Genomic DNA, 16,013 nt, shown 5'->3' with positions numbered 1-16,013 from the left:
AAGGCGTAATAATAGATCCGCTTTAATGGCGTTGTGCCAGTAGCGTCTGCAGGGGTGGCCATGACCTGTTACAATTGACGGTTCTCCCGGGTCGCCTGTTGCGTTTGAGGCTTATTGCATCGGCAAGTTCGGCGCACAGTTTGTGCCTCAATGATGTTCAGGTGCACTGTTATATCGGGAAAGAAGGCATTGGAGCCTTATCACTAGTCAGCGAGCTGTAGCAAAAGGAGTATTTCAATATGGGGAAAGACCCTTCGCATGACACGCCACCGCAGGAAGAGCGCTTAGACAGCATTCCTGCGCCATCTGGTGAATCCAATCTGATCGACACTGATTATGTGATTGGCCAAGACAACATCACCGGCAAATATTTTTTTAATCTGGATATCCACGGTAAAGTCTTCAGTATCTCTGCCCTGGCAGTTGTGCTGTTCGTAGTCCTCACATTAGCCCTTCAAGACCAGGTAGCTCCGCTGTTCAGCGCGCTACGTGACTGGCTGACACACAACCTGGCGTGGTTCTTCCTTAGCGCCGCTAATATCTTCGTTGTGCTCTGTCTGGTGCTGATCGTCTCGCCGCTGGGCAGAGTTCGCTTGGGTGGTAAAGATGCCAAGCCGGATTACACCTATATCGGCTGGTTCTCCATGCTGTTTGCTGCAGGCATGGGCATCGGTTTGATGTTCTATGGTGTGGCCGAGCCGATGACTCACTTCGATACGTCAATGGCGGGTGTGACCGTCGGCGCCGATGGTGTGCGTACCGACTGGGCGCCTTTGGGCGGTGCTGTGGGTGATGCGCAAGCGGCTGCGAAGCTGGGTATGGCGGCAACTATCTTCCACTGGGGCCTGCACCCATGGGCGATTTACGCGATCGTGGCACTGGCCCTGGCATTGTTTTCCTTCAACAAAGGCTTGCCCCTGAGCATCCGTTCGATTTTCTACCCGCTGCTGGGTGAGCGCGTTTGGGGCTGGCCGGGTCACTTGGTGGATATCCTTGCAGTATTTGCCACGTTGTTTGGTCTGGCAACATCCTTGGGTGTGGGAGCAGAGCAGGCGCTGGCGGGGCTTAATCACTTGTTTGGCATGCCCCTGACTGACACCAGTAAAGTACTGCTGATCGTCGGTATTACCGGCATTGCCTTGCTGTCTGTCCTGGCCGGCTTGGATAAGGGCGTGAAAGTTCTGTCTGAAATCAACATGGGCCTGGCGCTGCTGTTGCTTGGCTTTATCATCGTGGTTGGGCCCACGCTGGCGATCTTCACCGGCTTCTTTACCAACCTGGCTGCCTACGCCACCTACCTGCCGCAGCTGTCGAATCCGTTCGGCCGTGCTGACGCAAACTTCACTCAGGGCTGGACGGCGTTCTACTGGGCGTGGTGGATCAGCTGGTCACCATTTGTGGGTATGTTTATCGCCCGCGTAAGCCGTGGTCGTACCGTGCGAGAGTTCCTGATCTCGGTGCTGCTGGTGCCGTCGTTGGTCTCGGTCCTGTGGATGACTGCATTTGGTGGCACGGCGATCGGTCAGTTCGTGACCGAGGGTTTTGCCGGGGTTAAAGACGCTGCGCTTGAACTCAAGCTGTTTGCCATGCTGGCGCATTTGCCTTTGGCTGAGATTACCTCGTTTATCGGCATCATCTTGGTCATCGTGTTCTTTGTCACCTCATCGGATTCAGGTTCGTTGGTGATCGACACCATTACGGCAGGCGGCAAGGTCAATGCACCGGTTCCGCAGCGGGTATTCTGGGTGATCACCGAGGGTGTAGTGGCCATCGCGCTGCTACTCGGCGGTGGGCTGGGAGCGCTGCAAGCCATGGCGGTGTCAACGGGACTGCCGTTCACTGTAGTGTTATTGGTGGGCTGTATTGCCATTGTCAAAGGCTTGATGTCCGAACCGCGCTAAGGCGATTCAGGCTTCAAGCAAAGGCGCCCCGGCAACGGTGGCGCCTTTTTAATGGCTGGCCTTTGATTGGCCGCAACTGCTGTGCAAGCCTAACTCCACAAATCGCCGATAGGGGTTTGCGCAGAATAATGCGTCGCGATCTGGGCTTGCAGGAGCTCGGCGGTGGCCAATGCGTCGGTCAATGCGTGGTGGGCCTGGTAGTGAGGCAGGTGGTAGCGCAGACGGCTATCAGCCAGGCGAATCGAGGTGGGTTGGCGCCCGCGCAGGCGATCCCACCAACTTGGCTTGCGTTGGCTGCCGTGAATTCTGGCCTCCAGTTCCATGGTATCAATCACCGGAAACTGCAAACCTTCCCCAGCGGCTTGTTGCAGGGCCTGATTGAGGAAAGAGCGTTCGATATTGCGGTAATGCACGACCATCACCGAGCCTGCCATGGCCTCCAGCAGTTCACCCAGTACTTGCTCCAGGCGCGGCGCATAACGGATATCTGAGTGAGTGATATGGTGGAAGGTGATGGATTCACTGCTCAGTTCCGATTTGGGCTTCACCACCCAATACTGCGCTTTACGACATTCAATTCGTTTCAGATTGAACGGCATTAAACCCAGGCTGACAATGCAGTGGTTCTGCGCATCAAGGCCTGTGGTTTCGACATCAAGCGCCAGTAATCGAACCTGTTCCAGTGGTGTATCAGCATCGACGGCACCCGCTTGATAAAACCGTGCCAAGCGTGGGTCCCGGGCACTCTCGGCCAGTGCCTGATATTGCTCTCGCCAATGCGCTGTTGGCGTCTTGAGCGGTGCGTGACGCGGGACAAAGACACTCATCGTGGCTTTCCATCAGATGCCGAAGGTTTCGGTTTTTGCGGTGCATTGAAGGGGTAGCGAAAACGCATAAAGTTCTGTGCTTGGCTCAGAACCTGAAAGGCCTCTTTCAGATTATGCCGCTCGGTCGACGAGAACTTTTCGGGCTCGATGTAGTTGTCTGCGTCTTTGCCTTCAGTCAGTGCCAAGGCTTGATGGCGGATGCGCACCAGGGACAAGAATTCCAGGGCATAGCGCAGATGGCTGATGGCTTCCGGGGTCATCAATTTGGTGGCGGCGATGGCGTCCAACCGGTCCAGCGAGTTCTGGGTTTTCGAACCACAGGCCAACGCATGCACGCGGATCAGGTCGGTCAATGGCGCTGTTCCGCGCCCCTTGAGATTGATGATGTGTTTTTGCTGTCCATCGGTTTCCATCACAAACTGGCGGAAAAACCCCAGTGGTGGCGTCCGGTTCAAGGCATTACGCGCCAGTGCCGCGAGAAATCTTGGGCTGTCGCTGGCGCGCTCAGCGAGCAGGTCCTTGAGGGTTTCAACCAGCTCGGCTTCGCCGTAAACGCTGTCGAGGTCAAAGAAGATACTGCTGTTTAGCAGCTTTTCTGGATTTGGATTATCGATCCAGTCGTTGAAGTAGTCTTTCCAGGCGCTCAACGGTTGGCGCCACTTGCTGTTGGTGGCCATGATCCCACCTTTGCAGTAGGTGTAGCCGCATGCGGCCAAGCCATCGCTGACGAAGGTTGCGAGCTTGAGGAAGTACGCGTCGTGCAACTTGTCGTCGAAGCTGTCGTCGAGAACCAAGGCGTTATCCTGATCGGTGACAATCAGTTGCTCATCGCGCGCCATCGAGCCCAAGGCCATAAAGCTGTAGGGCACCGGTGCCGGGCCCAGTTGCTGCTCAGCCAACTCCAGCAGGCGCTGGGTAATACTGCGGCCAACGCCTGACATAGCGCTGCCGATCATGTGCGCGCTGGCATCCTCGTTGGCCATGCGGATAAAGGTGGCCCGCAGATCGGGCAGCAGCTTTTCAAGCTCATCAACCGATTGCTTGTTGAAGATGTTGTTGACCAGGTACAAGCTGCTTTGCGACTCGAATTTAATGATGTCAGCCAGGGTGACTACACCAACAGGACGTCGCCGGTGAACCAACGGCAGATGCTGAATGTTGTTGCGCAGCATGCACAAAATGGCCTCGAATACCGTGTCATCTGACTGCAAGGTGATTGGATTGTTAGTCATCACCTCCGTGACCGGGGTATCGGCTGACAAACCCTGAGCGACAACGCGGGTGCGAAAGTCGCGGTCGGTAATAATGCCGACCATGACGTGCATGGCTTGATTGGCTTCTGACGTCAGGCGTGAGTTGGGCCATTCAACATTAGGGTCGACAATCAGCACCGACGAAACATTGTGCGCGTCCATCACTTGCGCAGCTTCTCGCACGGTAGCACTGGTGGTGACGGTCGCGGCAGGGTGGTCAACTAGCTTACGCACCTTGAGCTTCATCAAGTTGTTGGTTTTGCCTTGCGAGCTCACCGCCGCTTTCAGGCGTGACTGACCTTCCGCTTCGACAAAGTCGGCAAAGCTGTCGTTGTTTTCACAGAGCTTTTCGAAGATTTGACCCGATATAAAATAGATCAGACTGTCTTCAATCGCCCGTGCTGGAAAGCGCACTTTGTGATTACGCAGGAGGCCGAATTGACCAAATATGTCGCCTTCGGTCAGGCGGTTATACAGCTCTCCACTGCGTCGATAGACCTCTACAGCGCCACTGCGAACATAGTGTAAGTCTTTGATTTCTGAGCCAAACGTGAAGATGTCTGTTCCAGCTTTGTAGTAACCAACCTCGGTGTTCTGCGCCAGCTCGTCAAGGCTTTCATCCGGCAGCCCTTCAAACGGCGGAAAGCGGCTCAGGTGGTCACGAATTTCCAATAATTCAACCTGCATGCAGACCTCGGCATTGTCCCTTTTGCTTCGGGTGAGTGGGGTACAACATCGTACCTGGATCTAGACATTCTAGAACAAGCACCTGTTCAACCCGCAATTAACTTGTTTCTTGGACTGTCTTACCTGCCTGTGGGTGGGGCGCAAGCGTCCTACTTCTTTCTTAGCCGCTTGATGGGTTTCCAGTCCTTGCCAAGGGTTCCACGTGGAACCCCTATAGGGCGAAGGTTATAGGCCCATAAGGCTGTCTGGGTGGTGTAGTGATCTGGGTGCAGACGGTCTTGCGTGACAGGTTCTTTATAGTAAATGTTATGTTATAACGTGTGGCTGGGTTAAACAAAATTCTCAGGTTGCACAGAAAAAGGTGCGTGCCTGACTGGCTTAAAATATGAGGAACCGCCACATGCCAAATCGTCTACCCGTGACTGTGCTATCTGGATTTTTAGGGGCCGGCAAAAGCACCTTGCTTAACCATGTGTTGAAGAACCGCGAAAATCTGCGCGTTGCGGTGATCGTTAATGATATGAGTGAAATCAATATCGATGGAGGCGAAGTACAACGCGATGTCAGTCTCAATCGAGCCGATGAAAAGCTGGTCGAGATGAGCAATGGTTGTATCTGCTGCACCCTGCGTGAGGATCTGCTGGAAGAGGTCGCTCGTCTGGCCCGCGACGGTCGCTTTGACTATCTGCTGATTGAGTCCACCGGTATTTCCGAGCCCTTGCCTATTGCTGAAACCTTTACCTTTCGTGATGAGCAGGGTCAAAGTCTCGCAGACCTTGCGCGGCTCGATACCTTAGTTACTGTGGTTGATGGGGTTAATTTTCTCGGCGATTTTCATCGGGCTGAAAGCCTCGCAAGTCGAGGCGAATCGCTGGGTGAGGATGATGAACGAGCGATCACCGATTTGCTTGTGGAGCAAGTTGAGTTCGCCGATGTGATTCTGATCAGCAAGACTGACCTCATCAGCCAGGCCGCGCGTGAAGAGCTGACAGCCATCTTGAGGGGCCTCAATACTCAAGCTGAAATTTTGCCAATGAGTATGGGCGATATATCACTGCACAAGATTCTGCATACCGAGCGTTTCGACTTTGAGCGTGCCGCTCAGGCGCCAGGATGGCTGAAAGAGATGCGCGGTCAGCACAGCCCGGAAACGGAGGAGTACGGTATAGCATCAACGGTTTACCGGGCTCGCAGGCCGTTTAATCCGGAACGTTTTTTTGAGTTTGTCAGCGGCGAGTGGACGAATGGCCGACTGCTGCGCTCCAAGGGGTATTTCTGGCTAGCCAGCAAGTTTCAAGAGGCGGGTAGTTGGTCGCAAGCCGGCGGGATGTTGCGCCATGGTTTTGCCGGGCGCTGGTGGCGTTTCGTGGCGAAAGATCAGTGGCCGAGTGATGACGAGTCGACTCAGGCTATCCTAAAAACATGGGATGCAAGCTGCGGTGATTGCCGGCAGGAGTTGGTGTTTATAGGGCAAAACATTGATATGAAAAAGCTCAACGCCGATTTGGATACGTGTTTGCTGACGGATTCCGAAATGGCACTGGGCAGTGAGGCATGGCTGCAATTACCCGACCCATTTGGCCCATGGTTTGAGGAGGTCGCTTAACCGCAGGCAAAAAAATAGGCTGCTTTATGAGCAGCCTTGAGCACCTTAAAAGTGTCAGCGCGTGATCTGACACAGGGAGTGTGGGTACCTGTGATTATTAAACAGGTAGCACATGACCAATTGATTACAGGCTTGTGATTTACCGGGCCATCCACACGCCTTTGTTCTGGTTCTCGCAAAACGGCTTGAGGAATGCGCTGTCACTGGCCACGCCGTAATAGTAGATATCTTGCTTGTACGGGGTGCCGCCGGTGGTTGAGTTGCGGCAGATCCCGTAAGCCCCGGCGGGGCATTGCTCAACGAATGCCACAGCGACTTTCTGGCCTTTCAACTCTGGTTTGCAAAAGCCGGTGCGAAACAGGTTTTTCGGAATGCTCCGGTTTTGCTGGCACACTTTGACATCCAGACGTTCGGCCTGGCTGTGCACCACACACGCTTCACCCCACGCCACACTGGATATTGCGCACAACAAAACGGCTGTTAGGCAACGCATCAGAAACCTCCGGATAGATATGCTGGCGACTTTATCACGCTGCCTTTTATGCGTCTGCGTACGCATAATGCTTAGGTGTTCACGCCGGGTTTGGACTTGACCAAATTATGCTTAAAAATATTCCAACTCACCTGATTGCCGGTCCACTAGGTGCAGGCAAGACCAGTTTGATTCGTCACTTGCTTAACCAACGCCCAGAAGCGGAACGTTGGGCAGTGCTGATCAACGAGTTTGGTCAGATCGGTCTGGATGCAGCCTTGTTAACCGCTGATGATGACGGCGTTGAGCTCGGTGAGGTCGCGGGCGGCTGTTTGTGTTGCGTAAACGGCGTGCCATTCCAAGTAGGCCTGGCGCGTTTGTTACGCAAGGCCAAGCCTCACCGGCTGTTTATCGAGCCGTCGGGCCTTGGTCATCCACTGCAGCTGCTTGAGCAGTTACAGCTCGCGCCTTGGCTGGGTGTGTTGACCGTACAAGCGCCAGTGGTGGTGTTGGATGCCCAGGCTTTGGCGCAGGGCGTTGCGTTGCCTGAAAGCCAGCAGGCGGCCTTGAGCAGCGCCGGGCTTTTGCTGTTGAATAAGGCAGAGTCATTGACCGCCGCTGATAAGGTGCGTGTCCAGCGTCAGTTGCCTGAGCGACCATCAATTTGGACCGAGCAGGCACAGCTGCAATTGCAACAGTTACCGGGCATAACCACTCAGGCGACAACCTCGATCAGTGAGGCTGAGTTGCCGCAAGGCGCGGCGCCGTTGCTTGAAATATGGCGTGAACCGGACGCCCCGATCCGCCAGATTCATGATCAACCTGAGGGCTGGAGCATTGGTTGGCGCTGGCACCCGAGTCAGCAGTTTGAACTGTCGCGGTTACAGCAATGGCTGTTGGGACTCCCTTCGCAGCGCGCCAAGATGATCATGCACACTAATGCCGGATGGTTGTCTGCCAATGCGCTCAACAATCAACCTCTGCACTGGCAACAATCCGCATGGCGCAGAGATTCGCGCATTGAGTTGATCTTTACTCAAGCGCAGGACGTAGATGCGCTCGACCTTGGTCTTCGCCATTGCTTGACTCCTGCAGTTCACCCATTTGAACCGAATCGCTAAACTGCCTGCTCGAATTTGTGAGGCAGTACCCCATGCAGTTGTTTCCTTGGTCCCACGCAAACTCCGCCGGTTTCACTTCGGGCGGCTGGCACAGCAAACCATCGGCTAAACCCGTGCTGCATTTTCTCCATGGCAATGGCTACTGTGGGCGTGTCTATGAACCAATGCTTGAGGCACTGGCTGAGCATTTTGACCTGTGGCTGTGTGATGCTCAGGGCCATGGCGAAAGTGATCACGGCGGACGCTTCCATGGCTGGAACCGCAACGCTGAATTAGCTGTCGAGGCGTGGAGTACCGTTGGCCGCGAATGTTTTGCAGATGCGCCGCTGTATGCCGTGGGCCACAGCTTTGGCGGCGTCCTCACCAGCCTGATTCTGGCGCAACATCCCCAACTGTTTAAGCGCGCAGTATTGCTCGACCCCGTGCTGTTTTCGGCGCCAATGATTGGCGTCATGGCGCTATCCGATGTGGTTGGCCTGAGTCGGCGTACAGGGATGGCTGCTAAAGCGGTTAAACGGCGTAAAGTCTGGCCAGATCGTGCTACTGCACAGACGCTGTTGCAGGGCCGAGGTATGTTTCGTGGCTGGACCGAGGACGCATTCAGCGCCTATATCGAGCATGCCCTGAAAGACACCGATGCTGGCGTCGAGCTCAAATGTCGGCCGAGTCGCGAGGCTGATATCTTCAGCTCCTATCCACGCCGCTTGTGGTCGTCACTGGCAAAAATACAGACGCCGACTGAAATCATATACGGTCAGCGCAGTTATCCATTTGTGGCCAAATCAGTGGCGCGCTGTTGTGCCAGCAATTCGCAAATACAGGGGCAGGTGGTTGAGGGTGGGCATTGCTTTATGCAGGAGCATCCCCAGGCCAGCGCCGAGCGTGTCAGCCGGTTTTTGCTTGCGCAGCACGCCTAGGTTTATTGCGGAGGTGGGCGGTGCTCGCGGCGCCATTGGTCCAGTTCGATCACCTGAGGAGGCTGGCGTACAACCTCGGGGCTTTCCCTCTGTGGCTCGCGGAAGGGGTGCGGAGCCAGCTCGATGCTGCCCAGGTTAGGACCGAACATAATCACCTTGCCGGCATGGCGTTGTTCGCCCGTAACCGTGAACTCGAAGCCATAAACCCGGGCGATACGTTTGCGTCCCTTGCCATCTTTAAGCAGGGCGAACTTACGAAACGCGACATTTTCATCGAGCAGTTCTATGTCTGCTTTCTCGCAGTATTGCTTGACCTTTATCAGCGTGCGCTCACGCAACCCGTGGGCATGCCAAAGCCAGGCGCCAGCGGTGGCGAGCAGCATCAGCACGAAGATATTGCCAAGGGTTAGCATGGTGAAACTCCAATTACGCAGTGCAGGCAAACAGCCTTGCATCTTGCCAGTCAGGGAGGGTGTTGTCTGCTTGGGCTAGCCTTCATCTTTGAGTTGTTTGTAACGCTGCTCCATTTCCTGGCGTATTGCACGGCGTTGCTGGCCCTTGGTAAAGCGTCGCTGCGCTTCGCTGGTTTCGGGTTGGCGCGGGGGTACTCTCATCGAGCGGCCTTGGTCATCAACGGCAACCATGGTGAAAAAGCAGCTGTTGGTATGGCGTACAGAGCGTTCGCGAATGTTCTCAGTCACCACCTTGATGCCCACCTCCATTGAGGTGGTGCCGGTAAAGTTGACTGAGGCCAGGAAGGTCACCAACTCGCCAACGTGAATAGGTTCGCGGAAGGTCACTTGATCAACAGAGAGGGTTACTACGTAGCAGCCCGCGTAGCGGCTGGCGCAGGCGTAAGCCACTTCATCCAGATACTTGAGCAGGGTGCCACCGTGGACTTTGCCAGAGAAGTTAGCCATATCTGGGGTCATCAGCACGGTCATCGTCAATTGCGCGTTTCCGGGAACCATTAGCTGAGAGTCCGTTGGGGAGAGATGATTCAAGCATATTGCAGATTCGCCGCAATAGTCAGCAGCAATCAGCGCGGTGTGAGCAATACAGAAGGAGGGAGAACCGCGTGTTCAAGGCGACGCACGCGGAAGTCGGGCGGCGCTTAGCGACCGGCAGAAATGCCGAAGTCGATGGCCATGTCGGCACCGGTAATAGCTTCGGCTGCGGGTTGGCAGAGAAACCAAACCATTTCAGCGACTTCTTCCGGGCGCAAGAAACGCGCCTCACGGCCCTGTGGGTATTGGCTCAGCATTTCGCGCTTGTAGGCCTTGGGATTGCCGTTGCCGTAGCGCTCCGCCTGGTAATCGAGCATGGGCGTGGCGATATCGCCAGGTGAGACGACGTTAACCCGCACGCCAAATTCTGCGAGCTCAAGGGCCATGGTCTTGCTCAGCATTACCAGACCTGCTTTGCTCGCACAGTAGGCGGCTGAGCCGCGATAGGCCTGGCGACCGGCATCGCTGGCAATATTGACGATGCAGCCCCGGCTTTCTTTCAAATGCGGGGTTGCGGCTTGGCCGAGATAAAAGGCCGCTTTGAGATTAACCCCCATCACCAGATCGAAGTCTTCTTCACTGAATGTTTCAACCGGCCCTTCGCGCCAAACACCTGCTGCGTTGATTACCGCATCGATACGCCCTGTGCTGGCGAGCACGGCCGCGATCAGCTCATGACAGTTCTTCGCGTTACGCAGATCGGCTGTGGCACTGTAATCCAGCGGCACCAGGGTGTTAAGCGAATGCAAACCACTTTTGTCGACATCAGTGGCTGTCACCCGCCAATGGCTTTGCGAGAAGCGCTTGGCGATGGCCCGGCCGAGTCCGCCAGCGGCGCCAGTGATCAAGACGACAGGTGTGCTCATAAGGCTAACTCCAGTGGTGAGGTAAGGCTTCCATCAAGCGTAGATGTGCGTTGCGAGTACGGGAATATTTAGCAACGACTGCTCGAGCGAGGCTGTACTGAGTTGAGACGGTGAATTCTGTTCGATTGTTCAGTATGCATACGGACCTATTGGTCGCGAGCGCTATTTAGAACATATCGTTCGTTATTTCACACATGATCGACGGCTAATGGCGCTGATGTCAATCGCTGCAGGTACCGCAGTGCGCCAGCAGTCGCAGGTTCAGTCCGATCAGCTTTCCAGCCAGACATCCCTGACCCAGTGCCACACCGACTCCCAGTTCTCTTCGCTGAGTTCTTCAGTGTCCTGCTCCCAGAGCACTACGGTGCCATCTTCTTCTACACAGTAGTAATTGCCGCGATCTTCGCAGATCGGCACAAGTTCGCGAGGTACACCAAGCGACCAGGCAACCGAGGCCACTTCGGGCAGGTAGGTGTGGGATTGCGGGTCAGTGGCAGTGACCGGCTCAAGGCGGCCATACACCACATCACTGACTTTAAGCAGAAATTCACGCAGCTCAAACGGCAAGTGAATCAGGATTTGCTCCTGGATCTCTACCAGCACCTCTTCTTCCGGCAGTTCAAGCGGCACTGGCACCGGTTCGTTGAGTTCGCGTAGTTGATCGATGACTTCTTCCACGGGCGGGCTCCTGGACGGTAAATAGCGAGCGGGAAATTGATGGGCACAGATGGCTGCAGCAATCTCGCCTTATGCGCGCTTTATACAGTAGCCAGGCGCAGGCAGACAGCCCATTGATCAGCAATTGTTCAATGGGCTGTAACAGTTAAGGTTGGATTTAGGCGTTCTGACGAATGCCGGCAACAATCCACGGTTGGTTATCGCCCGTGGCACGCTCAAGGCGCCAGCTTTCACTGAAGGCTTCACCCTGATCAAAGCGCGAGGTTTTGGCGATGCCGCTGAAGGTCAGGGTGGCGATAGTTTTATCGCTCTGGTCATCAACGCCATCAAGCTGCACGTTCAGATCGTCAATGTAGGTGGCCTGGAATCCGTCGCCCAGATCAGCACGCTCGCGCTTGAGAAAATCAAGCAGCTGTGGCGTCACGAACTCGCTGATCTGCTCCATTTCATTGGCTTCCCAATGCTGTTGCAGGCTCATGAAATGCTCACGGCCCGCGGCGATAAAGCTCTGCTCATTGAACCAGGCAGGCGCATTGATCACCGGCGCTGTGGCTGCAGCCCTGTTACCGAAAATCGAAGCCGCAGGCGATTGGGCTTGTGGCATTTCACGCTGCATTGGTGCGCCATTCGCGGTATGCGGCTGGGCGGCCTGACGGCGTGCAGCGAGAAAGCGAAATATCATAAAGGCGATCAAACCGATGATCAGAAAATCAAAGATTTGCATGCCCTGAAAGCCATCGCCCATAAACATCGAGGCTAACAAACCGCCTGCTGCCAAGCCGGCCAATGGGCCAAGCCAACGCGATGCTCCGCTTGCAGTAGCGCCAGGGCGACCGGCAGCCGCTGCGCCAGCATTCGGTTGCGACTGTGGTGCTGCTTGTCGGGTTTGATGGCTTGGCGCCGAGCCAAACGACTTGCCACCGCCAAAACGCTTGGCGTCGGCGTGAAGGCTGAATGTCATGGCCATACAAAGCACCATGGCGATGCTAAGAAAACGTTGCATTAGGCTGTGTCTCTTGATGAAAAAAGTAATGAGGCTATTCACGGGATACTGCGCCAGCTGGTTTTGGATGACTAGCGTGAGTATGTTTCGGATTTTTTCTGTACGCAGTTTATCTGGCAGGCTGCCATGGATTGAAACTCGCCTCTGAGTTGACCCTGCTCTCAACACATGCGTGAACAGAGCAGGGACTCAAAATCCTGGACCTTAACGCCAGTTGTACAGCTCTTTTTCAGAGACTTCGTGCATCGGCGTGACTTGCTCCTGGAAGGTTTTCATCGATGTCCAGATGCGGCCATTCAGATCGCTTTGCGCGGCCAGTTCGTCCAGTACTTTGCCCGATTCCTGCTTCATGGCGGCGAGGACTTCATCGGGGAAACGCTTGAGTTGTACGCCTTGTTTCTTCAGCTCTACCAAGGCCGTGGCATTGTGATAAACGTAGTCGTCCATCATGTCCTGATTGGCCGCCAGCGTGGCTTCGGTGAGGATCGCACGCAGGTCTTCAGGCAGGCTGTCGAGGGCCTTCTGATTAATCAGCAGCTCGAGCACGGCTTGGGGTTCTTGCCAGCCTGGGAAATAGTAGTATTTGGCTGATTTATTCAAGCCAAATGCCAGGTCGTTATAGGGGCTGACCCAGTCGGTCGCATCAATCGCGCCGGTTTCCAATGCGGTGAATACTTCGCCGCCCGGAAGGTTGACCGTGGTTGCACCCAAGCGGCTGAGCACTTCACCACCCAAGCCCGGCATGCGGATCTTCAGGCCTTTAAGGTCGTCCAGTGAATTGATTTCCTTGTTGTACCAGCCGCCCATTTGCATACCGGTATTGCCCACAACCAGGGGTTTTACACCGTAAGGCGCGTAGGCTTCGTCCCACAGTTTTTGACCGTCGCCCTTGCTCAGCCAGGCATTCATTTCACTGGCCGATAAGCCAAAAGGTACGGCAGTGAAGAACTGCGCAGCCGGTACTTTGCCTTTCCAGTAATACGCCGCGCCGTGGCCCAGTTCAGCCGTTCCGCGCGAGACTGCATCAAACACTTCCAGGGCTGGCACCAACTCGCCTGCGGCATAAACCTTGATAGTCAGGCGACCGTTGCTCATGGTCGAAACGCGTTCTGCCAGGCGCTCTGCCGCGGTGCCCAAACCTGGGTAGTTCTTGGGCCAGGCGGTGACCATCTTCCAGTGGAAGCTTTCAGCGGGAGCTTTGGTTTCTGCGGCAGTGGCCTTGGTTTCTTCTTTGCAGCCCGCCAAACCCATGGCGGCGAATAAGGCGACGGCAGCGCCGAGCAAATTGCGGCGGTTCATCAATTATTTCCTCTGTGTGCAGTTATTTTTTTATAACGCGTCTAATTTGGCATAGCTCAGCATCAGCCACTTACTGCCTTCATCTTCAAAGTTTACTTGTACCCGTGCCTGCGCGCCTGACCCCTCGAAGTTGAGGATGGTGCCTTCGCCGAATAGCGCATGGCGCACGCGTTGGCCGAGGCTGAAAGCAGTTTGCGGGATCTCACTGCCGGCGAACATCGAGCTGCTGCTAGTGCCTTGCGTGCTACTGCCGTAAGGGCGGCTGACACTGTTGGACAGGCGCACTTCCTGAATCAGCGCCGGGGGGATTTCGCGGACAAAGCGCGAGACCTTGTTATAGGTCTCACTGCCGTACAGGCGCCGGGTTTCGGCGTAGCTGATCACCAGCTTTTGCATGGCGCGGGTAATGCCGACATAGGCCAGGCGCCGCTCTTCTTCGAGGCGTCCGGGCTCTTCGAGGCTCATCTTGTGCGGGAACAGACCCTCTTCAACACCGACCAAAAACACCTGTGCAAACTCCAGGCCTTTGGCGCTGTGCAGGGTCATCAGCTGGATGCTGTCTTCATGCTCGGCCGCTTGGGTGTCGCCCGCCTCTAGCGAGGCGTGGCCGAGGAAGGCTTGCAGCGGGGTTTGTTCGTCATCTTCGTCGTTTTCAAAGGTGCGCGCGGCGCTGACCAGTTCCTCAAGGTTTTCGATGCGGGCTTGGGCTTTCTCACCTTTTTCAGCTTGGTGATAGGCAATCAAACCGCTCTGCTCAATGACGGTCTGGGTCATCAAGTGCAGCGACATCTCCTGCACTTTTGCAGCGAGGTTTTCAATCAGTTCGATAAACCCGGCCAATGCCCCTGAAGCGCGCCCTGGCAGCAATTTGCCAGCGACCATAAGCTGGATGGCTTCCCACATCGCCACTTCATTGGCGCGGGCAAACTCGCGAATGGTTTCGACGGTTTTTTCGCCGATGCCCCGTGCCGGAACATTGATGATCCGTTCCAGTGCCGCATCGTTGCCGCGGCCATCGAGCATGCGCAGGTAGGCCATGGCATTCTTGATTTCAGCGCGTTCGAAGAAGCGTTGGCCGCCATAAATCCGGTAAGGGATTTTCTCGCGCAGCAAGGCTTCTTCAAGCACCCGTGACTGGGCGTTGGAACGATACAGAATGGCAATTTCGCTGCGTTTGAGCCCGTCTTTGCGCAGCGCATCTTCAATTGACTCGACCACATAACGTGCTTCGTCGTGCTCGTTGAAAGCGGCGTAGAGGCTGATGGGCTCGCCATCTGCGTCTTCGGTCCAGAGTTCTTTACCCAAACGTCCCTGATTATTTGCGATCAGGGCGTTGGCGGCTTTAAGAATGCCTGCTGTGGAGCGGTAGTTTTGCTCAAGGCGGATCATTTGTGCGTCAGCAAAATCGCTGGAGAACTGCTGGATATTCTCGATCTTGGCGCCGCGCCAGCCGTAAATCGACTGATCGTCGTCGCCCACCACCATAAAGCTGTCGCCGCCTTTGGCAAGTATCCGCAGCCAAGCGTATTGCACGGCATTGGTATCCTGAAATTCGTCGACCAGAATATGCCGGAAGCGCCGTTGGTAATGCTCCAGCAGGCCCGGCTTGTCGCGCCACAAATCCAGTGCGCGGAGCAAGAGTTCGGAGAAGTCGATGACCCCGGCGCGTGCGCAGGCCGCTTCATAAGCTTCGTAGATTTTCAGCATGGTGGCGAGGAACATATCGCCGCCGGGCTGAGTATGTTGCGGGCGCAGGCCCTCGTCTTTCTGGCCGTTGATAAACCATTGCGCCTGGCGTGGTGGCCAGCGCTGCTCATCCAGGCCCAGTTCGCGAATCACCCGTTTGACTATACGTTGCTGGTCGTCGGAATCGAGAATCTGAAAGTTCTCGCTCAGGCCGGCTTCTTGCCAGTGGGCGCGTAATAAACGATGGGCCAGGCCGTGGAAGGTGCCGACCCACATGCCCGTCGGGCTGGCGCCGAGCATCTGTTCGATACGCGCACGCATCTCGGCGGCGGCTTTGTTGGTAAAGGTCACCGATAAAATGCTGTGGGGTGAGGCGTTCTCAACCTGGATCAACCAAGCGATACGGTGCACCAGCACGCGAGTTTTACCCGAGCCGGCACCGGCCAGGACCAATTGGCGGCCAAGTCCGGCTGCTACAGCCTGGCGTTGGGCGTCATTAAGGGAGTTGAGGAGAAGCGAGAGATCATCATGCATCGCAGCATTCTAGGGGGCTGGCGCACGTAGGGCAAACCACTGTTTAGGCTTTTGCTCTATTGGCTGAAAAGCGGGCCTGTTACCCCCTGATTTTAGCCAAAGAGTGGGCAATCTGCAGATCTGCCATTTGCTATCGATTGGCTGGTTACAGAGGCT

At 55.6% G+C, this 16,013-nt stretch carries 14 protein-coding genes; 4 read left to right on the top strand and 10 right to left on the bottom strand.

Annotation, left to right across the window (positions count from 1 at the left end; all coding sequences use genetic code 11):
* Nucleotides 1-239 precede the first annotated feature (239 nt).
* Complete coding sequence (locus AACY09_RS14805; protein WP_339489082.1) at nt 240-1,901, top strand: BCCT family transporter; 1,662 nt, start codon at nt 240-242, stop codon at nt 1,899-1,901.
* Nucleotides 1,902-1,990: 89 nt separating this feature from the next.
* On the opposite strand, the gene AACY09_RS14800 is transcribed toward AACY09_RS14805, so the two are convergent.
* Both AACY09_RS14800 and AACY09_RS14795 read right to left on the bottom strand, forming a co-directional pair.
* Nucleotides 1,991-2,728 (bottom strand): 3'-5' exonuclease, encoded by a 738-nt coding sequence (locus AACY09_RS14800; protein WP_339489081.1) that lies wholly within the window; start codon nt 2,726-2,728, stop codon nt 1,991-1,993.
* The gene (locus AACY09_RS14795; RefSeq protein WP_339489080.1) at nt 2,725-4,668 is read right to left on the bottom strand and encodes a DUF294 nucleotidyltransferase-like domain-containing protein; all 1,944 of its coding nucleotides are present in this window, start codon (nt 4,666-4,668) and stop codon (nt 2,725-2,727) included. Before AACY09_RS14795 ends, AACY09_RS14800 begins: the two co-directional genes overlap by 4 nt.
* A 400-nt stretch (nt 4,669-5,068) precedes the next feature.
* On the opposite strand from AACY09_RS14795, the gene zigA reads away from it, so the two are divergent.
* Complete coding sequence (gene zigA, locus AACY09_RS14790) at nt 5,069-6,274, top strand: zinc metallochaperone GTPase ZigA (protein WP_339489079.1); 1,206 nt, start codon at nt 5,069-5,071, stop codon at nt 6,272-6,274.
* A gap of 139 nt (nt 6,275-6,413) precedes the next feature.
* On the opposite strand, the gene AACY09_RS14785 is transcribed toward zigA, so the two are convergent.
* Nucleotides 6,414-6,767 carry an NADH:ubiquinone oxidoreductase gene (locus AACY09_RS14785; protein WP_339489077.1) on the bottom strand — a complete coding sequence of 118 codons (354 nt, stop codon included), beginning with the start codon at nt 6,765-6,767 and terminating at the stop codon, nt 6,414-6,416.
* A gap of 107 nt (nt 6,768-6,874) precedes the next feature.
* Here AACY09_RS14785 and AACY09_RS14780 point away from each other — a divergent pair, with 107 nt between their 5' ends.
* Entirely contained in the window at nt 6,875-7,867 is a 993-nt protein-coding gene (locus AACY09_RS14780) for a CobW family GTP-binding protein (RefSeq protein ID WP_339489076.1), read from the top strand.
* 32 nt (nt 7,868-7,899) lie between these two features.
* A complete protein-coding gene (locus AACY09_RS14775) occupies nt 7,900-8,784 on the top strand; it encodes an alpha/beta fold hydrolase (protein ID WP_339489074.1) in 885 nt (294 codons plus the stop codon).
* 2 nt (nt 8,785-8,786) lie between these two features.
* On the opposite strand, the gene AACY09_RS14770 is transcribed toward AACY09_RS14775, so the two are convergent.
* The 7 genes from AACY09_RS14770 to uvrD form a co-directional block, all read right to left on the bottom strand.
* Nucleotides 8,787-9,197, bottom strand: a complete 411-nt coding sequence (locus AACY09_RS14770) for a DUF3301 domain-containing protein (RefSeq protein WP_339489073.1) — start codon at nt 9,195-9,197, stop codon at nt 8,787-8,789.
* A gap of 75 nt (nt 9,198-9,272) precedes the next feature.
* On the bottom strand, nt 9,273-9,755 hold the full coding sequence (locus AACY09_RS14765) for an acyl-CoA thioesterase (protein ID WP_339489072.1): 483 nt from the start codon (nt 9,753-9,755) through the stop codon (nt 9,273-9,275).
* 143 nt (nt 9,756-9,898) lie between these two features.
* Nucleotides 9,899-10,657: an SDR family NAD(P)-dependent oxidoreductase gene (locus tag AACY09_RS14760; RefSeq protein WP_339489071.1), complete on the bottom strand. Its 759-nt coding sequence runs from the start codon at nt 10,655-10,657 to the stop codon at nt 9,899-9,901.
* 270 nt (nt 10,658-10,927) lie between these two features.
* Nucleotides 10,928-11,335, bottom strand: a complete 408-nt coding sequence (locus AACY09_RS14755; RefSeq protein ID WP_339489070.1) for an SMI1/KNR4 family protein — start codon at nt 11,333-11,335, stop codon at nt 10,928-10,930.
* 157 nt (nt 11,336-11,492) lie between these two features.
* Nucleotides 11,493-12,338 carry a Tim44 domain-containing protein gene (locus AACY09_RS14750; RefSeq protein ID WP_339489068.1) on the bottom strand — a complete coding sequence of 282 codons (846 nt, stop codon included), beginning with the start codon at nt 12,336-12,338 and terminating at the stop codon, nt 11,493-11,495.
* A 204-nt stretch (nt 12,339-12,542) separates the two neighbouring features.
* Nucleotides 12,543-13,637 carry a TRAP transporter substrate-binding protein gene (locus tag AACY09_RS14745; protein ID WP_339489066.1) on the bottom strand — a complete coding sequence of 365 codons (1,095 nt, stop codon included), beginning with the start codon at nt 13,635-13,637 and terminating at the stop codon, nt 12,543-12,545.
* Between the two features lie 30 nt (nt 13,638-13,667).
* Entirely contained in the window at nt 13,668-15,857 is a 2,190-nt protein-coding gene (uvrD, locus tag AACY09_RS14740) for a DNA helicase II (protein WP_339489064.1), read from the bottom strand.
* Between the last annotated feature and the right edge of the window lie 156 nt (nt 15,858-16,013).

The sequence above is a fragment of the Pseudomonas sp. EL_65y_Pfl2_R95 genome, from assembly GCF_963971045.1.
Taxonomy (GTDB): Bacteria; Pseudomonadota; Gammaproteobacteria; order Pseudomonadales; family Pseudomonadaceae; genus Aquipseudomonas.
The sequence above is the reverse complement of the archived record's forward strand: the minus strand, read 5'-3'. Positions and strand labels throughout refer to the sequence as shown.

What these genes read in the sequence shown, in the direction of transcription:
- AACY09_RS14795 (WP_339489080.1), bottom strand. Translation starts at nt 4,668, where the DNA reads ATGCAGGTTGAATTATTGGAAATTCGTGACCACCTGAGCCGCTTTCCG.
- AACY09_RS14765 (WP_339489072.1), bottom strand. Translation starts at nt 9,755, where the DNA reads ATGGTTCCCGGAAACGCGCAATTGACGATGACCGTGCTGATGACCCCA.
- AACY09_RS14780 (WP_339489076.1), top strand. Translation starts at nt 6,875, where the DNA reads ATGCTTAAAAATATTCCAACTCACCTGATTGCCGGTCCACTAGGTGCA.
- zigA (WP_339489079.1), top strand. Translation starts at nt 5,069, where the DNA reads ATGCCAAATCGTCTACCCGTGACTGTGCTATCTGGATTTTTAGGGGCC.
- AACY09_RS14800 (WP_339489081.1), bottom strand. Translation starts at nt 2,728, where the DNA reads ATGAGTGTCTTTGTCCCGCGTCACGCACCGCTCAAGACGCCAACAGCG.
- AACY09_RS14750 (WP_339489068.1), bottom strand. Translation starts at nt 12,338, where the DNA reads ATGCAACGTTTTCTTAGCATCGCCATGGTGCTTTGTATGGCCATGACA.
- AACY09_RS14785 (WP_339489077.1), bottom strand. Translation starts at nt 6,767, where the DNA reads ATGCGTTGCCTAACAGCCGTTTTGTTGTGCGCAATATCCAGTGTGGCG.
- AACY09_RS14745 (WP_339489066.1), bottom strand. Translation starts at nt 13,637, where the DNA reads ATGAACCGCCGCAATTTGCTCGGCGCTGCCGTCGCCTTATTCGCCGCC.
- AACY09_RS14805 (WP_339489082.1), top strand. Translation starts at nt 240, where the DNA reads ATGGGGAAAGACCCTTCGCATGACACGCCACCGCAGGAAGAGCGCTTA.
- AACY09_RS14760 (WP_339489071.1), bottom strand. Translation starts at nt 10,657, where the DNA reads ATGAGCACACCTGTCGTCTTGATCACTGGCGCCGCTGGCGGACTCGGC.
- AACY09_RS14775 (WP_339489074.1), top strand. Translation starts at nt 7,900, where the DNA reads ATGCAGTTGTTTCCTTGGTCCCACGCAAACTCCGCCGGTTTCACTTCG.
- AACY09_RS14770 (WP_339489073.1), bottom strand. Translation starts at nt 9,197, where the DNA reads ATGCTAACCCTTGGCAATATCTTCGTGCTGATGCTGCTCGCCACCGCT.
- uvrD (WP_339489064.1), bottom strand. Translation starts at nt 15,857, where the DNA reads ATGCATGATGATCTCTCGCTTCTCCTCAACTCCCTTAATGACGCCCAA.